General features: G+C 45.5%; 15 protein-coding genes. 12 read left to right on the top strand and 3 right to left on the bottom strand.

Translation table 11 applies throughout. From position 1 onward, the window contains the following. Positions 1–12 precede the first annotated feature (12 nt). From R7040_RS20950 to R7040_RS21005, 12 genes are all read left to right on the top strand, one after another. Entirely contained in the window at positions 13–522 is a 510-nt protein-coding gene (locus R7040_RS20950; RefSeq protein WP_005391804.1) for an OmpH family outer membrane protein, read from the top strand. A gap of 6 nt (positions 523–528) precedes the next feature. After that, positions 529–1,560 carry a UDP-3-O-(3-hydroxymyristoyl)glucosamine N-acyltransferase gene (gene lpxD / locus R7040_RS20955; protein ID WP_005380347.1) on the top strand — a complete coding sequence of 344 codons (1,032 nt, stop codon included), beginning with the start codon at positions 529–531 and terminating at the stop codon, positions 1,558–1,560. 232 nt (positions 1,561–1,792) lie between these two features. Next, on the top strand, positions 1,793–2,245 hold the full coding sequence (fabZ, locus tag R7040_RS20960; RefSeq protein ID WP_005380349.1) for a 3-hydroxyacyl-ACP dehydratase FabZ: 453 nt from the start codon (positions 1,793–1,795) through the stop codon (positions 2,243–2,245). A gap of 1 nt (position 2,246) precedes the next feature. Further along, positions 2,247–3,035 carry an acyl-ACP--UDP-N-acetylglucosamine O-acyltransferase gene (lpxA, locus tag R7040_RS20965; protein WP_005380357.1) on the top strand — a complete coding sequence of 263 codons (789 nt, stop codon included), beginning with the start codon at positions 2,247–2,249 and terminating at the stop codon, positions 3,033–3,035. 119 nt (positions 3,036–3,154) lie between these two features. After that, positions 3,155–4,294 (top strand): lipid-A-disaccharide synthase, encoded by a 1,140-nt coding sequence (lpxB, locus tag R7040_RS20970; RefSeq protein ID WP_213967820.1) that lies wholly within the window; start codon positions 3,155–3,157, stop codon positions 4,292–4,294. Between the two features lie 9 nt (positions 4,295–4,303). After that, entirely contained in the window at positions 4,304–4,939 is a 636-nt protein-coding gene (gene rnhB, locus R7040_RS20975) for a ribonuclease HII (RefSeq protein WP_005380361.1), read from the top strand. Positions 4,940–5,020: 81 nt separating this feature from the next. Further along, positions 5,021–8,500: a DNA polymerase III subunit alpha gene (dnaE, locus tag R7040_RS20980; protein ID WP_005385364.1), complete on the top strand. Its 3,480-nt coding sequence runs from the start codon at positions 5,021–5,023 to the stop codon at positions 8,498–8,500. A 46-nt stretch (positions 8,501–8,546) separates the two neighbouring features. Further along, the gene (gene accA / locus R7040_RS20985; RefSeq protein WP_005380365.1) at positions 8,547–9,506 is read left to right on the top strand and encodes an acetyl-CoA carboxylase carboxyl transferase subunit alpha; all 960 of its coding nucleotides are present in this window, start codon (positions 8,547–8,549) and stop codon (positions 9,504–9,506) included. A gap of 107 nt (positions 9,507–9,613) precedes the next feature. After that, complete coding sequence (tilS, locus tag R7040_RS20990; RefSeq protein WP_318096967.1) at positions 9,614–10,924, top strand: tRNA lysidine(34) synthetase TilS; 1,311 nt, start codon at positions 9,614–9,616, stop codon at positions 10,922–10,924. Positions 10,925–10,994: 70 nt separating this feature from the next. After that, a complete protein-coding gene (locus R7040_RS20995; protein WP_005391816.1) occupies positions 10,995–11,309 on the top strand; it encodes a c-type cytochrome in 315 nt (104 codons plus the stop codon). A gap of 187 nt (positions 11,310–11,496) precedes the next feature. After that, positions 11,497–11,835, top strand: coding sequence for a nitrogen regulatory protein P-II (glnB, locus tag R7040_RS21000; protein WP_005380372.1), 339 nt, complete (start codon positions 11,497–11,499; stop codon positions 11,833–11,835). Between the two features lie 140 nt (positions 11,836–11,975). Next, entirely contained in the window at positions 11,976–12,821 is an 846-nt protein-coding gene (locus R7040_RS21005; protein ID WP_132936887.1) for an endonuclease/exonuclease/phosphatase family protein, read from the top strand. 1 nt (position 12,822) lies between these two features. Here R7040_RS21005 and R7040_RS21010 read toward each other — a convergent pair whose 3' ends face one another. The 3 genes from R7040_RS21010 to gloB all read right to left on the bottom strand — a co-directional run bounded on the left by R7040_RS21010 (position 12,823) and on the right by gloB (position 16,102). Beyond that, complete coding sequence (locus R7040_RS21010; RefSeq protein WP_005380375.1) at positions 12,823–13,509, bottom strand: YIP1 family protein; 687 nt, start codon at positions 13,507–13,509, stop codon at positions 12,823–12,825. Further along, a complete protein-coding gene (locus R7040_RS21015; RefSeq protein WP_213967821.1) occupies positions 13,506–15,089 on the bottom strand; it encodes a LysM peptidoglycan-binding domain-containing protein in 1,584 nt (527 codons plus the stop codon). Before R7040_RS21015 ends, R7040_RS21010 begins: the two co-directional genes overlap by 4 nt. A gap of 254 nt (positions 15,090–15,343) precedes the next feature. Beyond that, a complete protein-coding gene (gene gloB / locus R7040_RS21020; protein ID WP_017636045.1) occupies positions 15,344–16,102 on the bottom strand; it encodes a hydroxyacylglutathione hydrolase in 759 nt (252 codons plus the stop codon). Positions 16,103–16,116 lie beyond the last annotated feature (14 nt).

Below are 16,116 nucleotides of genomic sequence, written 5' to 3' on the forward strand. Positions count from 1 at the left end.
GAGGAAAATATTTTGAATAAAATGATCAAAGCGGCTGGGATTGGCCTTCTTGTACTGAGCTCTTCAATGTTTGCAAATGCGGCAGAAGCTGCACAGAAAATTGCTTACGTAAATACAGCTCAAGTTTTTCAAGCTCTTCCTCAACGTGAAGTTGTACTACAAAAAATGCAGAAAGACTTCAAAAGCAAAGCTGATGAACTGAAGTCAATCCAAGCACAAGCTAAAACAAAGATTGAGAAGCTACAACGTGACGGCGAGCTTTTGGGTCAAGACGAAGTTGAAAAGCTACGTATCGATATCGCGAAGCTAGACAGCGAGTACAAAGTGAAAGCACAAGCACTTGAAAAAGCAAGTGCGCGTCGTGAAGCTGAAGAAAAAGCGAAGCTTTTCAAAACGATTCAAGATGCAGTTAAGAAAGTCGCAGACAAAAATGGTTACGATCTTGTGATTGATATCTCTGCTTTGCAGTACGGCAAGCCAGAATACAATATCTCTGAAGACGTAATTAAAGCTCTAAAATAAGAAGTTATGAAGACATTGACATTAGCCGAATTGGCGACAATTACCGGGGGTGAGCTGTTTGGTGACGAGTCTCTCGTTGTAAGCCGTGTTGCCCCAATGGATAAAGCACAAGAAGGTGACGTAACCTTCTTGTCTAACCCAAAATACGCAAAACACCTTTCTGAGTGCCAAGCTACCGTTGTTATGGTAAAGGCTGAGCATAAAGATCAATGCGTTGGAAATGCGCTAGTGGTTTCAGACCCTTATGTCGCATTTGCTCGTGTGGTTCAAGCGATGGATACCACACCAAAACCGGCAGACGATATTGCACCAAGTGCTGTGATTGCCGCTGACGTTAAGATGGGTGAGAACGTTACAATCGGCGCTAACGCTGTGATTGAAACGGGCGTAGAACTCGGCGATAACGTAAGCGTTGGCGCTGGTTGTTTTATCGGTAAGAACGCCAAGCTAGGGAATAACACCAAGCTTTGGGCTAATGTCACTATCTACCATGAAGTGTCATTAGGTGATGACTGTCTTGTTCAATCGGGTACCGTCATTGGCTCTGATGGCTTCGGTTATGCGAATGACAAAGGCGAGTGGATCAAAATCCCTCAGCTTGGTTCAGTGCGTATCGGTAACCGCGTTGAGATTGGTGCTTGTACTACGATTGACCGCGGTGCACTCGAAGATACTATCATTGAAGACAATGTCATTCTGGATAACCAACTTCAAATCGCGCACAACGTGCAGATCGGATATGGTACCGTGATGCCTGGTGGTACTATTGTCGCGGGCAGTACAAAAATTGGTAAGTACTGCCAGATTGGCGGCGCGTCTGTTCTGAATGGCCATATCACTATCGCAGATGGTGTGGCGATTACAGGTATGGGCATGGTAATGCGCAGTATCGAAGAAAAAGGCCTTTACTCATCAGGTATTCCACTACAAACGAACAGAGAGTGGCGTAAAACTGCAACTCGAGTTCACCGTATTGATGAGATGAATAAGCGCCTGAAAGCGGTTGAAAAACAGCTGGAACAGAAAGAAGAAATTTAGAACAAGTTATCTTTCGCTCTGTATTTAACGTGAAAGCTAACAGGCTCTAGTTCCATATTCTGTACGAAGACTCGCGAAATGCGGGTCTTTTTCTTCTATAATGACGCGCTCTAAGTAGATTTAACTCCAAGATGGTGCGTATTTTGCTAGTATATTGCAAAGCGATTCGGCTTTACGACCTGTTGCCACGTTTGCCATCTTGGCGGCAAAAAATTGATATAGGAAGACGACTTTGACTACTGAAAAGAAAACGATGAACATCTCTGAAATTCAAGAGCTACTACCTCATCGCTACCCATTCTTATTGATCGACCGAGTGATAGACTTCCAAGAAGAGAAGTACCTTCACGCGATTAAAAACGTGTCGGTTAACGAACCTCAGTTCACAGGTCACTTTCCTCAACTACCAGTATTCCCAGGTGTTTTGATTTTAGAAGCAATGGCTCAGGCAACAGGCTTACTTGCATTTAAATCATTTGGTGCACCAACAGAAAATGAACTGTACTACTTTGCAAGCGTAGACGGCGCGAAATTCCGTAAACCAGTGGTTCCGGGCGACCAATTGGTTATTGAGGTAGAATTTCTGAAAGAACGTCGCGGCATTGCTGCATTTAGCGGTGTAGCAAAAGTTGACGGTGAAGTGGTATGTTCTGCAGAACTGAAGTGTGCTCGTCGAGAGTTTTAATATGATTCATGAAACCGCTAAAATCCACCCGGCAGCGGTGGTAGAAGAGGGCGCCAAAATTGGTGCTAACGTAACAGTAGGTCCTTTTACGTACATCACCTCTACGGTTGAAATTGGTGAAGGCACAGAAGTGATGTCTCACGTTGTGATCAAAGGTCACACAACTATTGGCAAAGATAACCGTATTTTCCCACATGCTGTCATTGGTGAAGAAAACCAAGACAAAAAATACGGTGGTGAAGACACAACTGTGGTTATCGGTGACCGTAACGTCATTCGTGAAGCGGTCCAAGTTCACCGCGGCACAGTGCAAGACAAAGCAACCACGATCATTGGTGATGACAACTTATTGTGTGTGAATGCACACGTTGCGCATGATGTTGTTATTGGTAACCACACTCATATCGGTAATAACTCGATTCTTGGTGGTCACGTTACTGTTGATGACTATGCCGGTGTGATGGCACTGTCTGCGATTCATCCGTTTTGTACAGTGGGCGCTTACGCATACATTGGCGGCTGTTCAGCTGTGGTGCAAGATGTCCCAGCTTATGTACTCGCGCAAGGTAACCACGCTACTCCATTCGGCTTGAACCTTGTTGGCTTGAAGCGTAATGGCTTTGAGAAACCAGAGATTCGTGCGCTACAAAAAGCGTATAAAGAAATCTACCGTTCAGGTAAGACGCTAGAAGAAGTGAAGCCTATTCTGGCTGAAATGGCTCAAGAGTGGCCAGCAGTGAAGCGTTTCTCAGATATTCTGGAAACGACGGAACGTGGCATTATTCGTTAATTGGCGAATGAACCAATAAATAAAAAGATCGTGACCGAATTTGAGGTTACGATCTTTTTGTGTTTTATGGATAAGGCAAACCGTTATCCATAGCGCACAGGAAAAATAGCGAAGTAGATATGGAAAGACCATTACGTATTGGCATCATTGCCGGAGAATTGTCTGGCGATACGCTAGGTGAAGGCTTTATCAAAGCAGTAAAGCAGCAATATCCAGACGCAGAGTTCGTAGGCATTGGCGGTCCGAAAATGATAGCCCAAGGTTGCGAGTCTCTGTTTGATATGGAAGAGCTTGCGGTGATGGGATTAGTCGAGGTTTTAGGCCGCTTACCGAGACTTCTTAAAGTGAAAGCTGATCTCGTTCAGTATTTTACTCAGAATCCGCCTGATGTTTTCATAGGGATCGATGCTCCTGACTTCAACTTACGCTTGGAGCTTGACCTCAAGCAAGCGGGCATTAAAACCGTTCATTACGTGAGTCCGTCTGTTTGGGCTTGGCGTCAGAAGCGCATCTTTAAAATAGAAGCGGCAACGAACTTGGTGCTAGCATTTCTTCCGTTTGAGAAAGCGTTCTACGACAAATTTAATGTACCTTGCGAGTTCATTGGTCATACCTTGGCTGATGCCATCCCACTAGAATCAGAACAAGCGCCTGCACGTGAGTTGCTTGGTTTAGAACAAGATAAAAAGTGGCTTGCTGTCCTGCCAGGCAGTCGTGGTAGCGAGTTAAAAATGCTCTCAGAGCCATTTATTGAAACGTGCAAGTTACTCCATAAAAAATTTCCAGAACTGGGGTTTGTTGTCGCGCTTGTTAATCAAAAACGCCGTGAGCAGTTTGAACAAGCCTGGAAAGCGCTCGCGCCAGAGTTGGACTTCAAGTTAGTTGATGACACCGCACGCAACGTCATCACCGCATCCGATGCTGTGATGTTGGCCTCCGGTACCGTAGCGTTGGAGTGTATGCTTCTCAAGCGTCCAATGGTGGTGGGTTATCGTGTGAATGCATTTACTGCTTTCTTAGCTAAACGTCTATTGAAAACGAAGTATGTGTCATTGCCGAATATCTTGGCGGATGATGAGCTCGTCAAAGAATATCTACAAGATGAGTGCACACCGGACAATTTGTTTACTGAGGTTTCTCGCTTATTGGAAAGCGACAATAAACCGATGTTAGATAAATTTACGGAAATGCATCATTGGATTCGTAAAGATGCGGACCAACAAGCCGCAAACGCAGTTCTAAAACTGATTGAGAAATAGAGATTTATCATGGCTGTTAAACCAAAAGCGACCAAAACCAAAGTTGAACTCCCTCCGTTTGAATATCCGCAAGGTTATCAGCTTGTGGCCGGAGTCGACGAGGTAGGACGTGGCCCTTTGGTAGGAGACGTCGTCACCGCTGCGGTTATCCTTGATCCTAACAATCCTATTGAAGGGTTGAACGATTCGAAAAAATTGACCGAAAAGAAACGCATGGCGCTGCTTCCTGAAATCAAAGAAAAAGCATTGGCGTGGGCGGTCGGGCGTTGTTCTCCTGAAGAAATCGATCAACTGAATATTTTGCAGGCGACTATGGTTGCGATGCAGCGTGCAGTGGCGGGGTTACAGGTTCAACCTGATTTGGTGTTGATTGATGGTAACCGTTGTCCGGAGCTGCCTATGGATGCTCAAGCTGTAGTAAAAGGCGATCTACGTGTTGCCGAAATCAGTGCGGCTTCAATTATTGCTAAAGTCGTGCGTGACCAAGAGATGGAAGAGTTGGATAAACTTCATCCACAATTTGGCTTCGCGAAGCACAAAGGTTACCCAACTAAAGCGCACTTTGAAGCGATTGAGCAACACGGAGTGATCAGTGAACACCGCAAGAGTTTCAAGCCAGTAAAAAAAGCGTTAGGCATAGAATAATCAAACGATCTAATTGGTGTTATAAACCCAACCTCTTTAGGTTAGAATCCCCAACAAAATAGAGTTACACGGTACCTGTTAATGTCAGATCCCAAATTCATCCACCTGCGTGTTCATAGTGACTTCTCGATGGTGGATGGCCTCAACAAAGTTCCGCCAATCGTAAAGAAAGTTGCTGAGCTCGGTATGCCCGCAATGGCGTTGACCGACTTTACCAACCTATGTGGTTTGGTGAAGTTTTACGGTACAGCACATGGCAGTGGTGTTAAACCGATCATTGGTGCTGACTTTAAAATGCAGTCGGACGAGTTTGGTGAAGAGCTGACACAAGTGACTTTGCTTGCGGCGGATAATGTAGGTTATAAGAACCTGACGTTATTGATATCAAAAGCGTACTTACGTGGACATGTTCAACACCACCCAGTGATTGACAAAGCCTGGTTGGCTGAAATGTCTGAAGGCCTGATTGTATTATCCGGCGGTAAAAGCGGGGAAATTGGTCGCGGCCTTTTGAAAGGCAACCGTCAAATAGTGCAAGGGTGTGTTGATTTCTATAAACAGCATTTTCCAGATCGCTTTTATCTTGAGCTACTTCGTACCGGTCGTCCAGATGAAGAAACTTATCTTCACTTTGCGGTTGAATTGGCAGAGCAGCAGGACTTGCCAGTAGTGGCGACCAATGAAGTTGTATTCCTGAGTCCAGACCTATTTGATGCTCATGAAATACGCGTAGCGATTCACGATGGTTACACATTAGAAGATCCGCGTAGGCCAAAAAACTACAGTCCGCAGCAATATCTTCGTACAGAAGAAGAAATGTGTGAGCTGTTTGCTGATATTCCTGAAGCGTTAGAAAACAGTGTCGAGATAGCGAAGCGTTGTAACGTGACTGTGCGCTTAGGTGAGTACTTCCTACCAGCTTTCCCAACCGAAGGGATGAAAGAGACTGAGTTCCTAGTCATGAAATCCCGAGAGGGGTTGGAAGAGCGTTTAGAGTTCCTATTTCCAGATGAGGAAGAGAGAAAACGTCGCCGCCCTGAATATGATGAACGTCTTCAGATAGAGCTAGATGTTATCAACCAAATGGGATTTCCTGGTTACTTCTTGATCGTAATGGAGTTCATCCAGTGGTCAAAAGATAATGGAATTCCTGTCGGTCCTGGACGTGGTTCCGGTGCTGGTTCTTTGGTGGCTTACGCACTAAAAATCACCGATCTGGATCCACTAGAATATGACTTGCTGTTCGAACGTTTCTTGAACCCAGAACGTGTTTCGATGCCCGATTTCGACGTCGATTTCTGTATGGATAAACGTGACCAGGTTATTGACCACGTTGCGGAAATGTACGGTCGCGACGCGGTATCTCAGATCATCACGTTTGGTACCATGGCGGCAAAAGCGGTAATCCGTGACGTTGGCCGCGTATTGGGCCACCCATTTGGTTTTGTTGATCGTATTTCAAAGCTGATCCCGCCCGATCCAGGCATGACGCTAGATAAAGCGTTTAAAGCTGAACCTGCACTACCTGAATTGTATGAGGCCGATGAGGAAGTTAAAGAACTCATCGACATGTGTCATATTTTGGAAGGCTGTACGCGAAACGCCGGTAAACACGCTGGTGGTGTTGTAATTTCACCTACAACAATTACCGATTTTGCGCCAATTTATGCAGACGCTGAAGGTCACTTTCCGGTTACTCAATTTGATAAAAACGATGTTGAGACCGCTGGCCTAGTTAAGTTTGACTTCTTGGGTTTACGTACCTTAACCATTATTGACTGGGCGTTAGGGCTGATTAACCCACGCCTAGAGCGAGAAGGGAAAGAACCGGTTCAAATTGAATCCATACCGTTAGAAGACCCTGCCTCTTTCCGTTTGTTGCAAAACTCTGAAACGACAGCAGTATTCCAGCTTGAATCTCGAGGCATGAAAGAGCTGATCAAACGACTTCAGCCAGACTGTTTCGAAGACATTATCGCATTGGTAGCACTCTTCCGTCCGGGTCCTTTGCAATCGGGCATGGTAGATAACTTTATCGACCGTAAACATGGTCGAGAAGCGATCTCTTATCCAGATGAAAAGTGGCAACACGAGTCGCTAAAAGAGACGCTTGATCCAACCTACGGCATCATCCTGTACCAAGAGCAGGTAATGCAGATTGCGCAGATCTTAGCAGGTTACACGCTAGGTGGTGCGGACATGCTTCGTCGTGCAATGGGTAAGAAAAAGCCAGAAGAGATGGCAAAACAACGTGCTATCTTTGAAGAAGGTGCGATAAAGAACGGTATCGATGGCGAGTTGGCGATGAAAATCTTCGACTTGGTAGAGAAGTTCGCCGGTTATGGTTTTAACAAATCGCACTCTGCTGCTTATGCATTGGTTTCTTATCAGACTCTTTGGCTGAAAACACATTACCCTGCCGAATTTATGGCTGCGGTAATGACAGCCGATATGGATAACACGGAAAAAGTCGTTGGCTTGGTCGATGAGTGTTTCCGTATGAAGCTCACCGTGCTGCCACCAGACATCAACTCTGGCTTATATCGCTTTAATGTTGATGAAAATGGCGCAATTGTTTACGGTATTGGTGCGATAAAAGGGGTAGGTGAGGGTCCTATCGATGCGATTCTTGAGGCGAGAAATAAAGGTGGTCACTTTAAAGACCTATTTGATTTCTGTGCTCGAGTTGATCTAAAACGCGTCAATAAACGAGTGATAGAGAAGCTGATTTACGCGGGCGCGTTGGATCGACTAGGCCCACACCGCGCGGCGATGATGGCGTCACTCAATGACGCGGTAAAAGCAGCAAGTCAACATCACCAAGCTGAGGCGTTTGGTCAAACAGATATGTTTGGTGTGTTAACGGATGCACCTGAAGAAGTAGAGCATAAGTATACGCAGGTTCCGCCTTGGCCAGAAAAAGTGTGGTTAGAGGGCGAGCGTGATACCCTAGGTCTATATTTGACAGGGCACCCAATTAACGCCTACGTAAAGGAACTAAACAAATACACCAGTTGTCGACTAAAAGACGCAACGCCCACTCGCCGCGACCAATCTGTCACGGTGGCAGGTCTGGTTATTGCCGCTCGTGTAATGACGACTAAGCGTGGTACACGAATTGGCATTATGACACTGGATGACCGAAGTGGTCGCATGGAAGTGATGTTGTTCTCAGATGCACTGGATCGATACGCTGAACTTCTCGAAAAAGACAGAATTTTGGTCGTTTCTGGACAGGTCAGCTTTGATGACTTCAACGGTGGCCTTAAAATGTCGGCGCGTGAAGTTATGGATCTCGGCAGTGCGCGCGAGAAATACGCTCGTGGTTTGTCGGTATCGATAGATGCAAATCAGATCAACGATCAGTTTTTTGAGCAGTTCAGCCGTATTTTAGAACCGCACAAAGCCGGAACCGTACCCGTCAATGTATACTACCAGCGTGCCGACGCCAGAGCGCGGTTAACATTGGGCACCGAGTGGCGAGTTACGCCAAGTGATACATTACTCGACGATTTAAAACAGTTGCTTGGCAAAAGCCAGGTAGAACTCGAATTTAACTAAAAATTCAGCGCAATATGTTAGACGCTGAGTAAACAAGGATTCATAGATGAGCCTAAACTTTCTTGAATTTGAAAAGCCAATTGCAGAACTAGAAGCGAAAATTGAAGCATTACGTGATGTCTCTCGTCACGGTGGTGATTCTGCGATTGACCTGGATAAAGAAATCGAACAGCTTGAGAAGAAAAGCTTAGAGCTGAAGAAAAAAACCTTCAGTGACCTAGGTGCATGGGAAACAGCTCAACTGGCTCGTCACCCACTACGTCCTTACACGCTGGATTACATCCAACACGCTTTTGAGGAGTTTGATGAATTAGCGGGTGACCGCGCGTTTGCAGACGACAAAGCGATTGTGGGTGGCATGGCTCGCCTTGAAGGCCGCCCTGTGATGATCATTGGTCACCAAAAAGGTCGTGAGACCAAAGAAAAGGTGAAACGTAACTTTGGTATGCCGAAACCAGAAGGTTACCGTAAAGCGCTACGTTTGATGGAAATGGCAGAGCGTTTCAACATGCCGATTATCACATTTATCGACACGGCTGGCGCGTATCCAGGTGTGGGCGCAGAAGAGCGTGGTCAATCTGAAGCTATCGCGAAAAACCTAAAAGTGATGTCTGGTCTTAAAGTGCCAGTAATCTGTAACGTTGTTGGTGAAGGCGGTTCTGGTGGTGCACTAGCAATCGGTGTAGGCGACTACGTGAACATGCTTCAGTACTCTACGTACTCAGTAATTTCTCCTGAAGGTTGTGCTTCAATCTTATGGCGTGATTCAGACAAAGCGCCACAAGCGGCAGAGGCAATGGGTCTAACTGCTCCGCGTCTTAAAGAGCTTGAACTGATCGACGAAATCATTGAAGAGCCACTAGGCGGCGCTCATCGCGATCATGTTCAAATGGCAGCGAATATGAAAGCGACACTACTTCGTCAGCTAGAAGATCTAGAACAACTGGATGAAGAGACGCTACGTGAGCGTCGTTACCAGCGTCTAATGAGCTACGGTTACTGTTAATTTCGGTGATTGCTATTAAGCGTTAGCTGATATCTCAAGTGATAACAGTTAAAATAGAAAGGGTTGGATGAGAGTCCAGCCCTTTTTTTGTACCTATCGGATCGCTTATGGAATCGCTTTACCCGCATTTTGCTCAAGTTCTCGGCCGCTACTATCAATTAGGCACTAAGGTTGTCTTGGCGTTTAGCGGAGGAGTGGATTCACGTCTTTTACTCGAATTACTCAGTCGCTACCAACAAGCGCACTCTGTAGAGTGTCACGCTGTGTATGTGCACCATGGTTTAAGCTCGAATGCCGATAATTGGGCCGATAAATGCTTACTTTGGGCACAACAAGTGGGGATATCGTGCTCGATCGAGCGAGTGAGCTTAGACATCAGCAATGGTGAAAGTATTGAACTTCTTGCTCGTGAAGCTCGCTACCAAGCCTTAACTAAGTACATTCAAGAAGGCGATATACTGTTGACTGGTCAACATGCCGACGATCAAATAGAGACTTTTCTCCTTGCGCTTAAGCGCGGTAGCGGGCCAAAAGGGTTATCTTCGATGGCGGAGAGTATGCCGTTTTCTTGCGGATCTCTAGTTCGACCATTGCTTACTATCAAGCGGAAGACCATCGAAGACGCCGCTACTAAATTAGGCTTGGAGTGGGTGGAAGACGAAAGCAATCAAGATACCCGTTATGATCGTAACTTTCTTCGTCATTGTGTTGTTCCTGAATTGTCTGGTCGTTGGCCGAGTATCCATCAAGCGGTTCAGCGCAGTGCAAGCTTATGTGCTCAACAAGAAGCGCTATTGGATGAACTATTGAGCGCGGTGTTTGAACGCGCTTTACAAACGGATCTAAGTTTGAGTATTGAAGAACTGGCTAAGCACCGTGAATTAGCACGTGCGCGCTTGATTCGTATGTGGCTAGCTAAGCTTAATACTAGTATGCCGACTCAGGTACAACTCAATCTTATCTGGAATGAAGTGGCATTAGCTCAGCAAGATGCCAACCCCAAACTACAACTTAAACAAGGTGAAGTGCGCCGTTTTCGAAATCGTCTCTATTGGGTAACGGAAACGGCTGATGTCACTAAGTGGCAAAGTACGATTCAGGTTGATGCGACTTTGTCGCTGCCTGAGGGACTCGGGGAGCTGACCTTAACGACGAGTTCTAGTAACGCAACGATTGCGCTACCGAGTCAGCCAGAATTGCTTCGCGTGACCTTCAATCCGGAAGGTTTATCAGCGCATCCAACCACGCGTAATCACAGTCGAAAACTGAAGAAGTTATTCCAAGAATACAATGTGCCAAGCTGGCTGCGTCGTCAAATTCCGATTTTAATGTACCAAGACCGAGTCGTTGCTGTGGCAGATTTGTTCGTTGACCAGGCGTTTAATGGTCAAGATTGTGAACTTATTTGGCGCAGGTAATGAAAATTCATGCCACAATGTCGATTATAAAATATAAAAATCCTTAAATAATAATTGATTAGGTGAAGCAATGAAGAAAACAATCATGGGTGCAATGGTGGCGTTAACCATGTTTAGTGGGCAAGCTCTAGCTGCGGGAGATGCTACAGCAGGTCAAGCAAAGTCGGGAGTATGCGCGGCGTGTCATGGCGCTGATGGTATTGCTGTCATTCCGGGTTACCCAAATCTGAAAGGGCAAAATGAGCAATATATTATCAGTTCAATTAAAGCTTATAAAAATAAAGAGCGAACAGGTGGGCTTGCTGCTGTGATGCAAGCTCAAGCTTCATTGTTGTCTGATGAAGATATCGCTAACCTAGCGGCTTACTACGCAAGTTTGAAGTAAACGCGAGTCTGAAAAAGCTTGGACGATTGGGCATTGAGCAGTCCTCACTGGGGTTTTATCAACTCACGATATTCGCTATGTTAATTTGCTCAATCTGGATTTTCGCTGGTGGATCAGAGACAAACATTGAATGTTGCGAAACGCTAAACGATAATAAGCGCAATCGATTGAAGCTTAAGGGATGAACATGAAAAAAATTGAAGCGATTATCAAGCCATTTAAACTGGATGATGTTCGAGAAGCGCTAGCTGAAGTTGGCATTACAGGGATGACCGTCTCTGAAGTGAAAGGCTTTGGTCGCCAAAAAGGTCACACCGAGCTTTACCGTGGTGCAGAGTACATGGTGGACTTTCTACCTAAAGTGAAGCTCGAAATCGTTGTAACGGAAGATGTGGCTGATAAATGCGTAGAGACAATCATTGAAACCGCGCAAACTGGTAAGATTGGTGATGGTAAAATATTCGTCACTGATATTGAGCGTGTGGTTCGTATTCGTACTGGTGAAGAAGACGAAGACGCGATCTAAGGTTTCTTGTCACCTGTTTCGTATTTATTATGCTAAAAGGGAGCCAAGTCGCTCCTTTTTTGTTGTTTGCTTATTAGTGAAATCATTTAACCCGAGATTTGTTGTTCTAGATTTCGGGTGCCTACATTCAGGTTTGTCGTATGTTTAAGCGTTTTTTTCTGGCGTTAGCTTTTCTCGTAATAGCGGTATTGGTTGGCTTCCAGGTTATTTTCACCGTACCAGATCAACCGCAAATTATTACTCAAACAGGTACCGAGCTGACACAAGATATCAGGTGCATCGAATTTAGCGATTCAAAAGCTCTCGATCATGACGGCAAAATCAATGTGCTTGTCTGGAATATCTACAAACAGAACCGGGCTAACTGGCAACGTGCACTCGATGAGTTTTCTGCTGATAAGCAGTTACTGTTATTGCAAGAAGCCAGCATGACACCATCATTTAAACAGTGGTTGGTGGATGGTCGCTGGGTTAGTAATCAAGTGAGTGCTTTTAAGGCGCTGGGTAGCGGTGCCGGTGTAATTAGTATTGCTCAAGGGCAACCAGAAAAAGCCTGCGCTTACACCTCTAAAGAGCCGTGGCTTCGCTTACCTAAGTCTGCATTATATAGCCAGTATCACTTGAGTAATGGCGAGAAACTCGCAGTGGTGAATGTACATGCGATTAACTTCACCGTAGGTACAAAAGAGTATGTATCGCAGTTAACGGCGCTTGAAATGCTTTTAAAGCATCATGTGGGGCCAATTCTATTTGCTGGAGACTTCAATAGCTGGAGTGAATCTCGCGTTAATGCGATGAGGCAGGCCTTAAAGGCTGCGGACTTACAAGAGGTGACGTTCTTGCCGGATCATCGAGTCCAATTTATAACAGGGTTACCACTGGACCATGTGTTTTACCGAGGTCTGACGCTTAAGTATGCAAAAGCGCCGCAGAGCGACGCTTCCGATCATAACCCATTGTTATTGTCATTTACGTTAAATAACTAGCTTAGGTTACCACAATATAAAGTGCCCAAATAACGTAGAAGAATACCCATGGCAGGCTTGCTATCACCAAAGCTTGGCCACGTTCAAACTCCGTCCACGTCAGTACAACGCCGTAGCCGAGCACAATGTACCAAGGCAGAAGCAAAGGTAACGAGCTAGCGAAATGAGACCATTCGTTAGTAAGAGGCAGCTTTAATAGACCATTGAGGCTATTTAAATCGGCAGCGTAAGTCATTACCTGACCATGCTTGAGTAGCAAGCTCGCGTAGCTTGCTACATCGCCCAATACTGCTGGGAATAAGATAGCACACGATGCGGCAAACCATTTCCAGTAACCGTATTGTTGTTTGCTTGCCTTTGTTGCAAGAAAGAACCAAAGCGCGAGCAATAGTAAGGTGGCAAAGCGGTTGAATACATCATTGATGATCGCGCTTGCCATTAGCGTGTTTGGTTCTAATAGCTCAATCTGCTTCGGGTCGATTTGCTGAAATTGCGCAGCAAGTTGGTCACTGAGCCACGTGAAATCGACATTCGAAAAGTAAGCACCCCAGAATAAAAACGGACTAAGCATCAGGAAGATGAACGGTTGCCATCCCCATCCACCGCGTTGATAAAGCGCAAGAAAACAAGATGTTGGAGAACGAAAAATGTCCAACAGCATCACAAGTGGATTGCTTGATGGGTTCATACACTTACCTTCGTTACGTCAACGTACAACTTAAGCTTTTGACCTGGTTGTAAGTATTTTTTCTTGTGTAGCGAGTTCCATTTCACGATGTCGTTCGTTTTTACTTTGAACTTGCTTGCAATGCCGCTAATGGTGTCGCCAGAGCGAACGTTGTAGAAAACGGTACGGATCACAGAACCTTTGTCTGAGTCCTTCCATATCACTAGCTTTTGACCCACACGCAATGGATCTTTAGGGCTCATACCATTCCATTTAGCTAACGATTTATACGACACTTTATTGTTACGTGCGATTGACCACAAACTTTCTCCAGACTGAACGACATGGGTGAGCTTGAGTTGACCACGAGCACGAGATTGAGTCTTGTTTAATCGGTTTTGTGCCGTTAATGCGTATTTTGCATCGTCTTTTGTTGATGTCGGAATCAACAGGTATTGACCAATACGAATATTGTTATTCGATAGGCCGTTGGCACGTCGAATGACTTTCGTGGTTGTGCCGTATTTATTAGCTAGCACGCTTAAAGAGTCGCCAGATTTCACCTTGTAGCGAGCGACCTTCATCCCTTTACCGCGATTTTTCTCCACCTTGGTGAGAAAAGTCTCTTTTTTCTCTACGGGAATCAAAAGTTGGTGCGGCCCCTCAGGCGCTGTCGACCACTGGTTGTATGCTGGGTTGTAACTCTGCAACTCTTTTACGCTAATGCCGGCATAATCTGCGGCAATAGCCAGATCTAACTGCTCTTCTGGATCAACAAGCGTTAGAACAGGCTTGTTTGGAATTGCAGGAATATTAAGTCCGTACTTGTCTTGGTTTGCGATAACGTCAGCCAAGGCCAATAGCTTAGGAACGTAACTGCTGGTCTCTTTTGGTAAGTCTAATGAGAAGAAATCGATAGGTTTACCGAGCTTTTTATTCTTACGAATTGCGCTAGAAACTCGGCCTCCACCGCTGTTATAAGCGGCGATTGCATGTTCCCAGTTACCATCAAAACGCTCGTTTAGTTGTACTAGGTAGTCCAGCGCTGCATCCGTTGCTGCTGCCACATCTCTGCGACCGTCATACCAGTAGTTTTGCTCTAATCCCATCATTTTTCCGGTGCCTGGGACAAATTGCCACAACCCAGCCGCGCTACCATGTGAGTAGGCAAAGGCATCGAATGAACTTTCCACTACAGGAAGTAATGCAAGCTCCATTGGGAGTCCGCGCTCTTCGATACGTTTTGTGATCATGTATAGAAAAGGAGTCGCACGCTTAGATACCGTGTAAAGGTGATTTGGGTGCTTTAAATACCACGTACGGTAGTAGTCCACTTTCTTGTGGTTTGGGATATCCATGTCCAGCTGCATGGCGATACGTTGCCACACATCTTCTTGTTCTTGGGGGGAGAGAACTTTAGGCGTGTCGTTAGCGGATTTTTTTGCTAGTGACGATTTATTGCCCGGTTGAGCTTTTACTGCATTTTGCTTTGCAGTCTGCTCAGATTTATTGGTTTCTGGTGTAGAAGACGTTGAATCTGACTGAGTCAATTGACAGCCAGATAATAACAACGCCAACGCCCAAGTATACTTCAAACGCATGGATTCAGCCTATTTAGGGCCTGTTTATCTTCACCTGCCTGTCGCGCAACGTAATGTGCGTGGCAGTCGCAAGATAATAGACATCTTTTAAACACTAACTAATTTATAGAGGCAAAGAGCTTCTAATTATGCAATGGGGAGAAATTCAAATAGATTTATATCAACCCCAAACGTAAGAGAAGCGCCAGTGGCGCTTCTCGAAAAATCAGTCCCTGATAATACTGGGGTCTTGCAAACTTACAAGCAGAAAATGGTTAAAATTCGTTCTTCCACTCGCGTAAAGCAGTAAAAACCGAGCATGGATCGCTATTTTTAATGCGACTAGCAACAGATTGAACCACGTCAGGGTTAGAGGTTCGCAAGAACGGATTAATCCACTTTTCTTTGCGTATTGTTGTTGGAAGTGTCGGAATGTTGAGTGCTCGCAGTCGGTTTACATCGTCGCGATATTGGCGAAGTTGCTCATTGTCAGGTTCAACCGCTAGAGCAAACGCCACGTTACTCGCGGTGTATTCATGCGCGCAGAAGACTTGAGTTTCTTCTGGTAGAGACGTTAGTTTGCTCAGTGATTCAAACATTTGCTCAGGCGTACCTTCAAAAATACGACCGCAGCCAGCAGAAAAGAGCACATCACCGCAAAACAGTTTTCCGTCCCCAACGTAACCGATATGGCCCAAAGTATGGCCGGGTAACCCAAGTACTAAGAAAATCTCACCAAACAACTCCAGCTTGTCGCCTTCTTCCATTGGTGTCGTTAGGGTTGGAATTGGCTCTGATTTTGGGCCCACAACGGCGACGTCAGGAAATGCACGCACTAAGTCTGGAACGCCACCAATGTGATCGTTGTGGTGGTGCGTAATTAAAATCGCTTCTAAAGTTAATTCGTTAGCCTGCAGAAATTCTAATACTGGCTTCGCATCGCCCGGATCAACGACTGCGCAGCGCTTATCGCTATTTTGTATCAGCCAGATGTAATTATCATTAAATGCGGGTATGCTTTTGATCTCTAACACGATTCGTTCTCCGT

It is taken from the genome of Vibrio sp. 1069, from assembly GCF_033340555.1.

Coding starts and splice junctions, on each gene's coding strand:
- lpxD (WP_005380347.1), top strand. CDS start 529: ATGAAGACATTGACATTAGCCGAATTGGCGACAATTACCGGGGGTGAG.
- lpxA (WP_005380357.1), top strand. CDS start 2,247: ATGATTCATGAAACCGCTAAAATCCACCCGGCAGCGGTGGTAGAAGAG.
- lpxB (WP_213967820.1), top strand. CDS start 3,155: ATGGAAAGACCATTACGTATTGGCATCATTGCCGGAGAATTGTCTGGC.
- rnhB (WP_005380361.1), top strand. CDS start 4,304: ATGGCTGTTAAACCAAAAGCGACCAAAACCAAAGTTGAACTCCCTCCG.
- dnaE (WP_005385364.1), top strand. CDS start 5,021: ATGTCAGATCCCAAATTCATCCACCTGCGTGTTCATAGTGACTTCTCG.
- accA (WP_005380365.1), top strand. CDS start 8,547: ATGAGCCTAAACTTTCTTGAATTTGAAAAGCCAATTGCAGAACTAGAA.
- tilS (WP_318096967.1), top strand. CDS start 9,614: ATGGAATCGCTTTACCCGCATTTTGCTCAAGTTCTCGGCCGCTACTAT.
- R7040_RS20995 (WP_005391816.1), top strand. CDS start 10,995: ATGAAGAAAACAATCATGGGTGCAATGGTGGCGTTAACCATGTTTAGT.
- glnB (WP_005380372.1), top strand. CDS start 11,497: ATGAAAAAAATTGAAGCGATTATCAAGCCATTTAAACTGGATGATGTT.
- R7040_RS21005 (WP_132936887.1), top strand. CDS start 11,976: ATGTTTAAGCGTTTTTTTCTGGCGTTAGCTTTTCTCGTAATAGCGGTA.
- R7040_RS21010 (WP_005380375.1), bottom strand. CDS start 13,509: ATGAACCCATCAAGCAATCCACTTGTGATGCTGTTGGACATTTTTCGT.
- R7040_RS21015 (WP_213967821.1), bottom strand. CDS start 15,089: ATGCGTTTGAAGTATACTTGGGCGTTGGCGTTGTTATTATCTGGCTGT.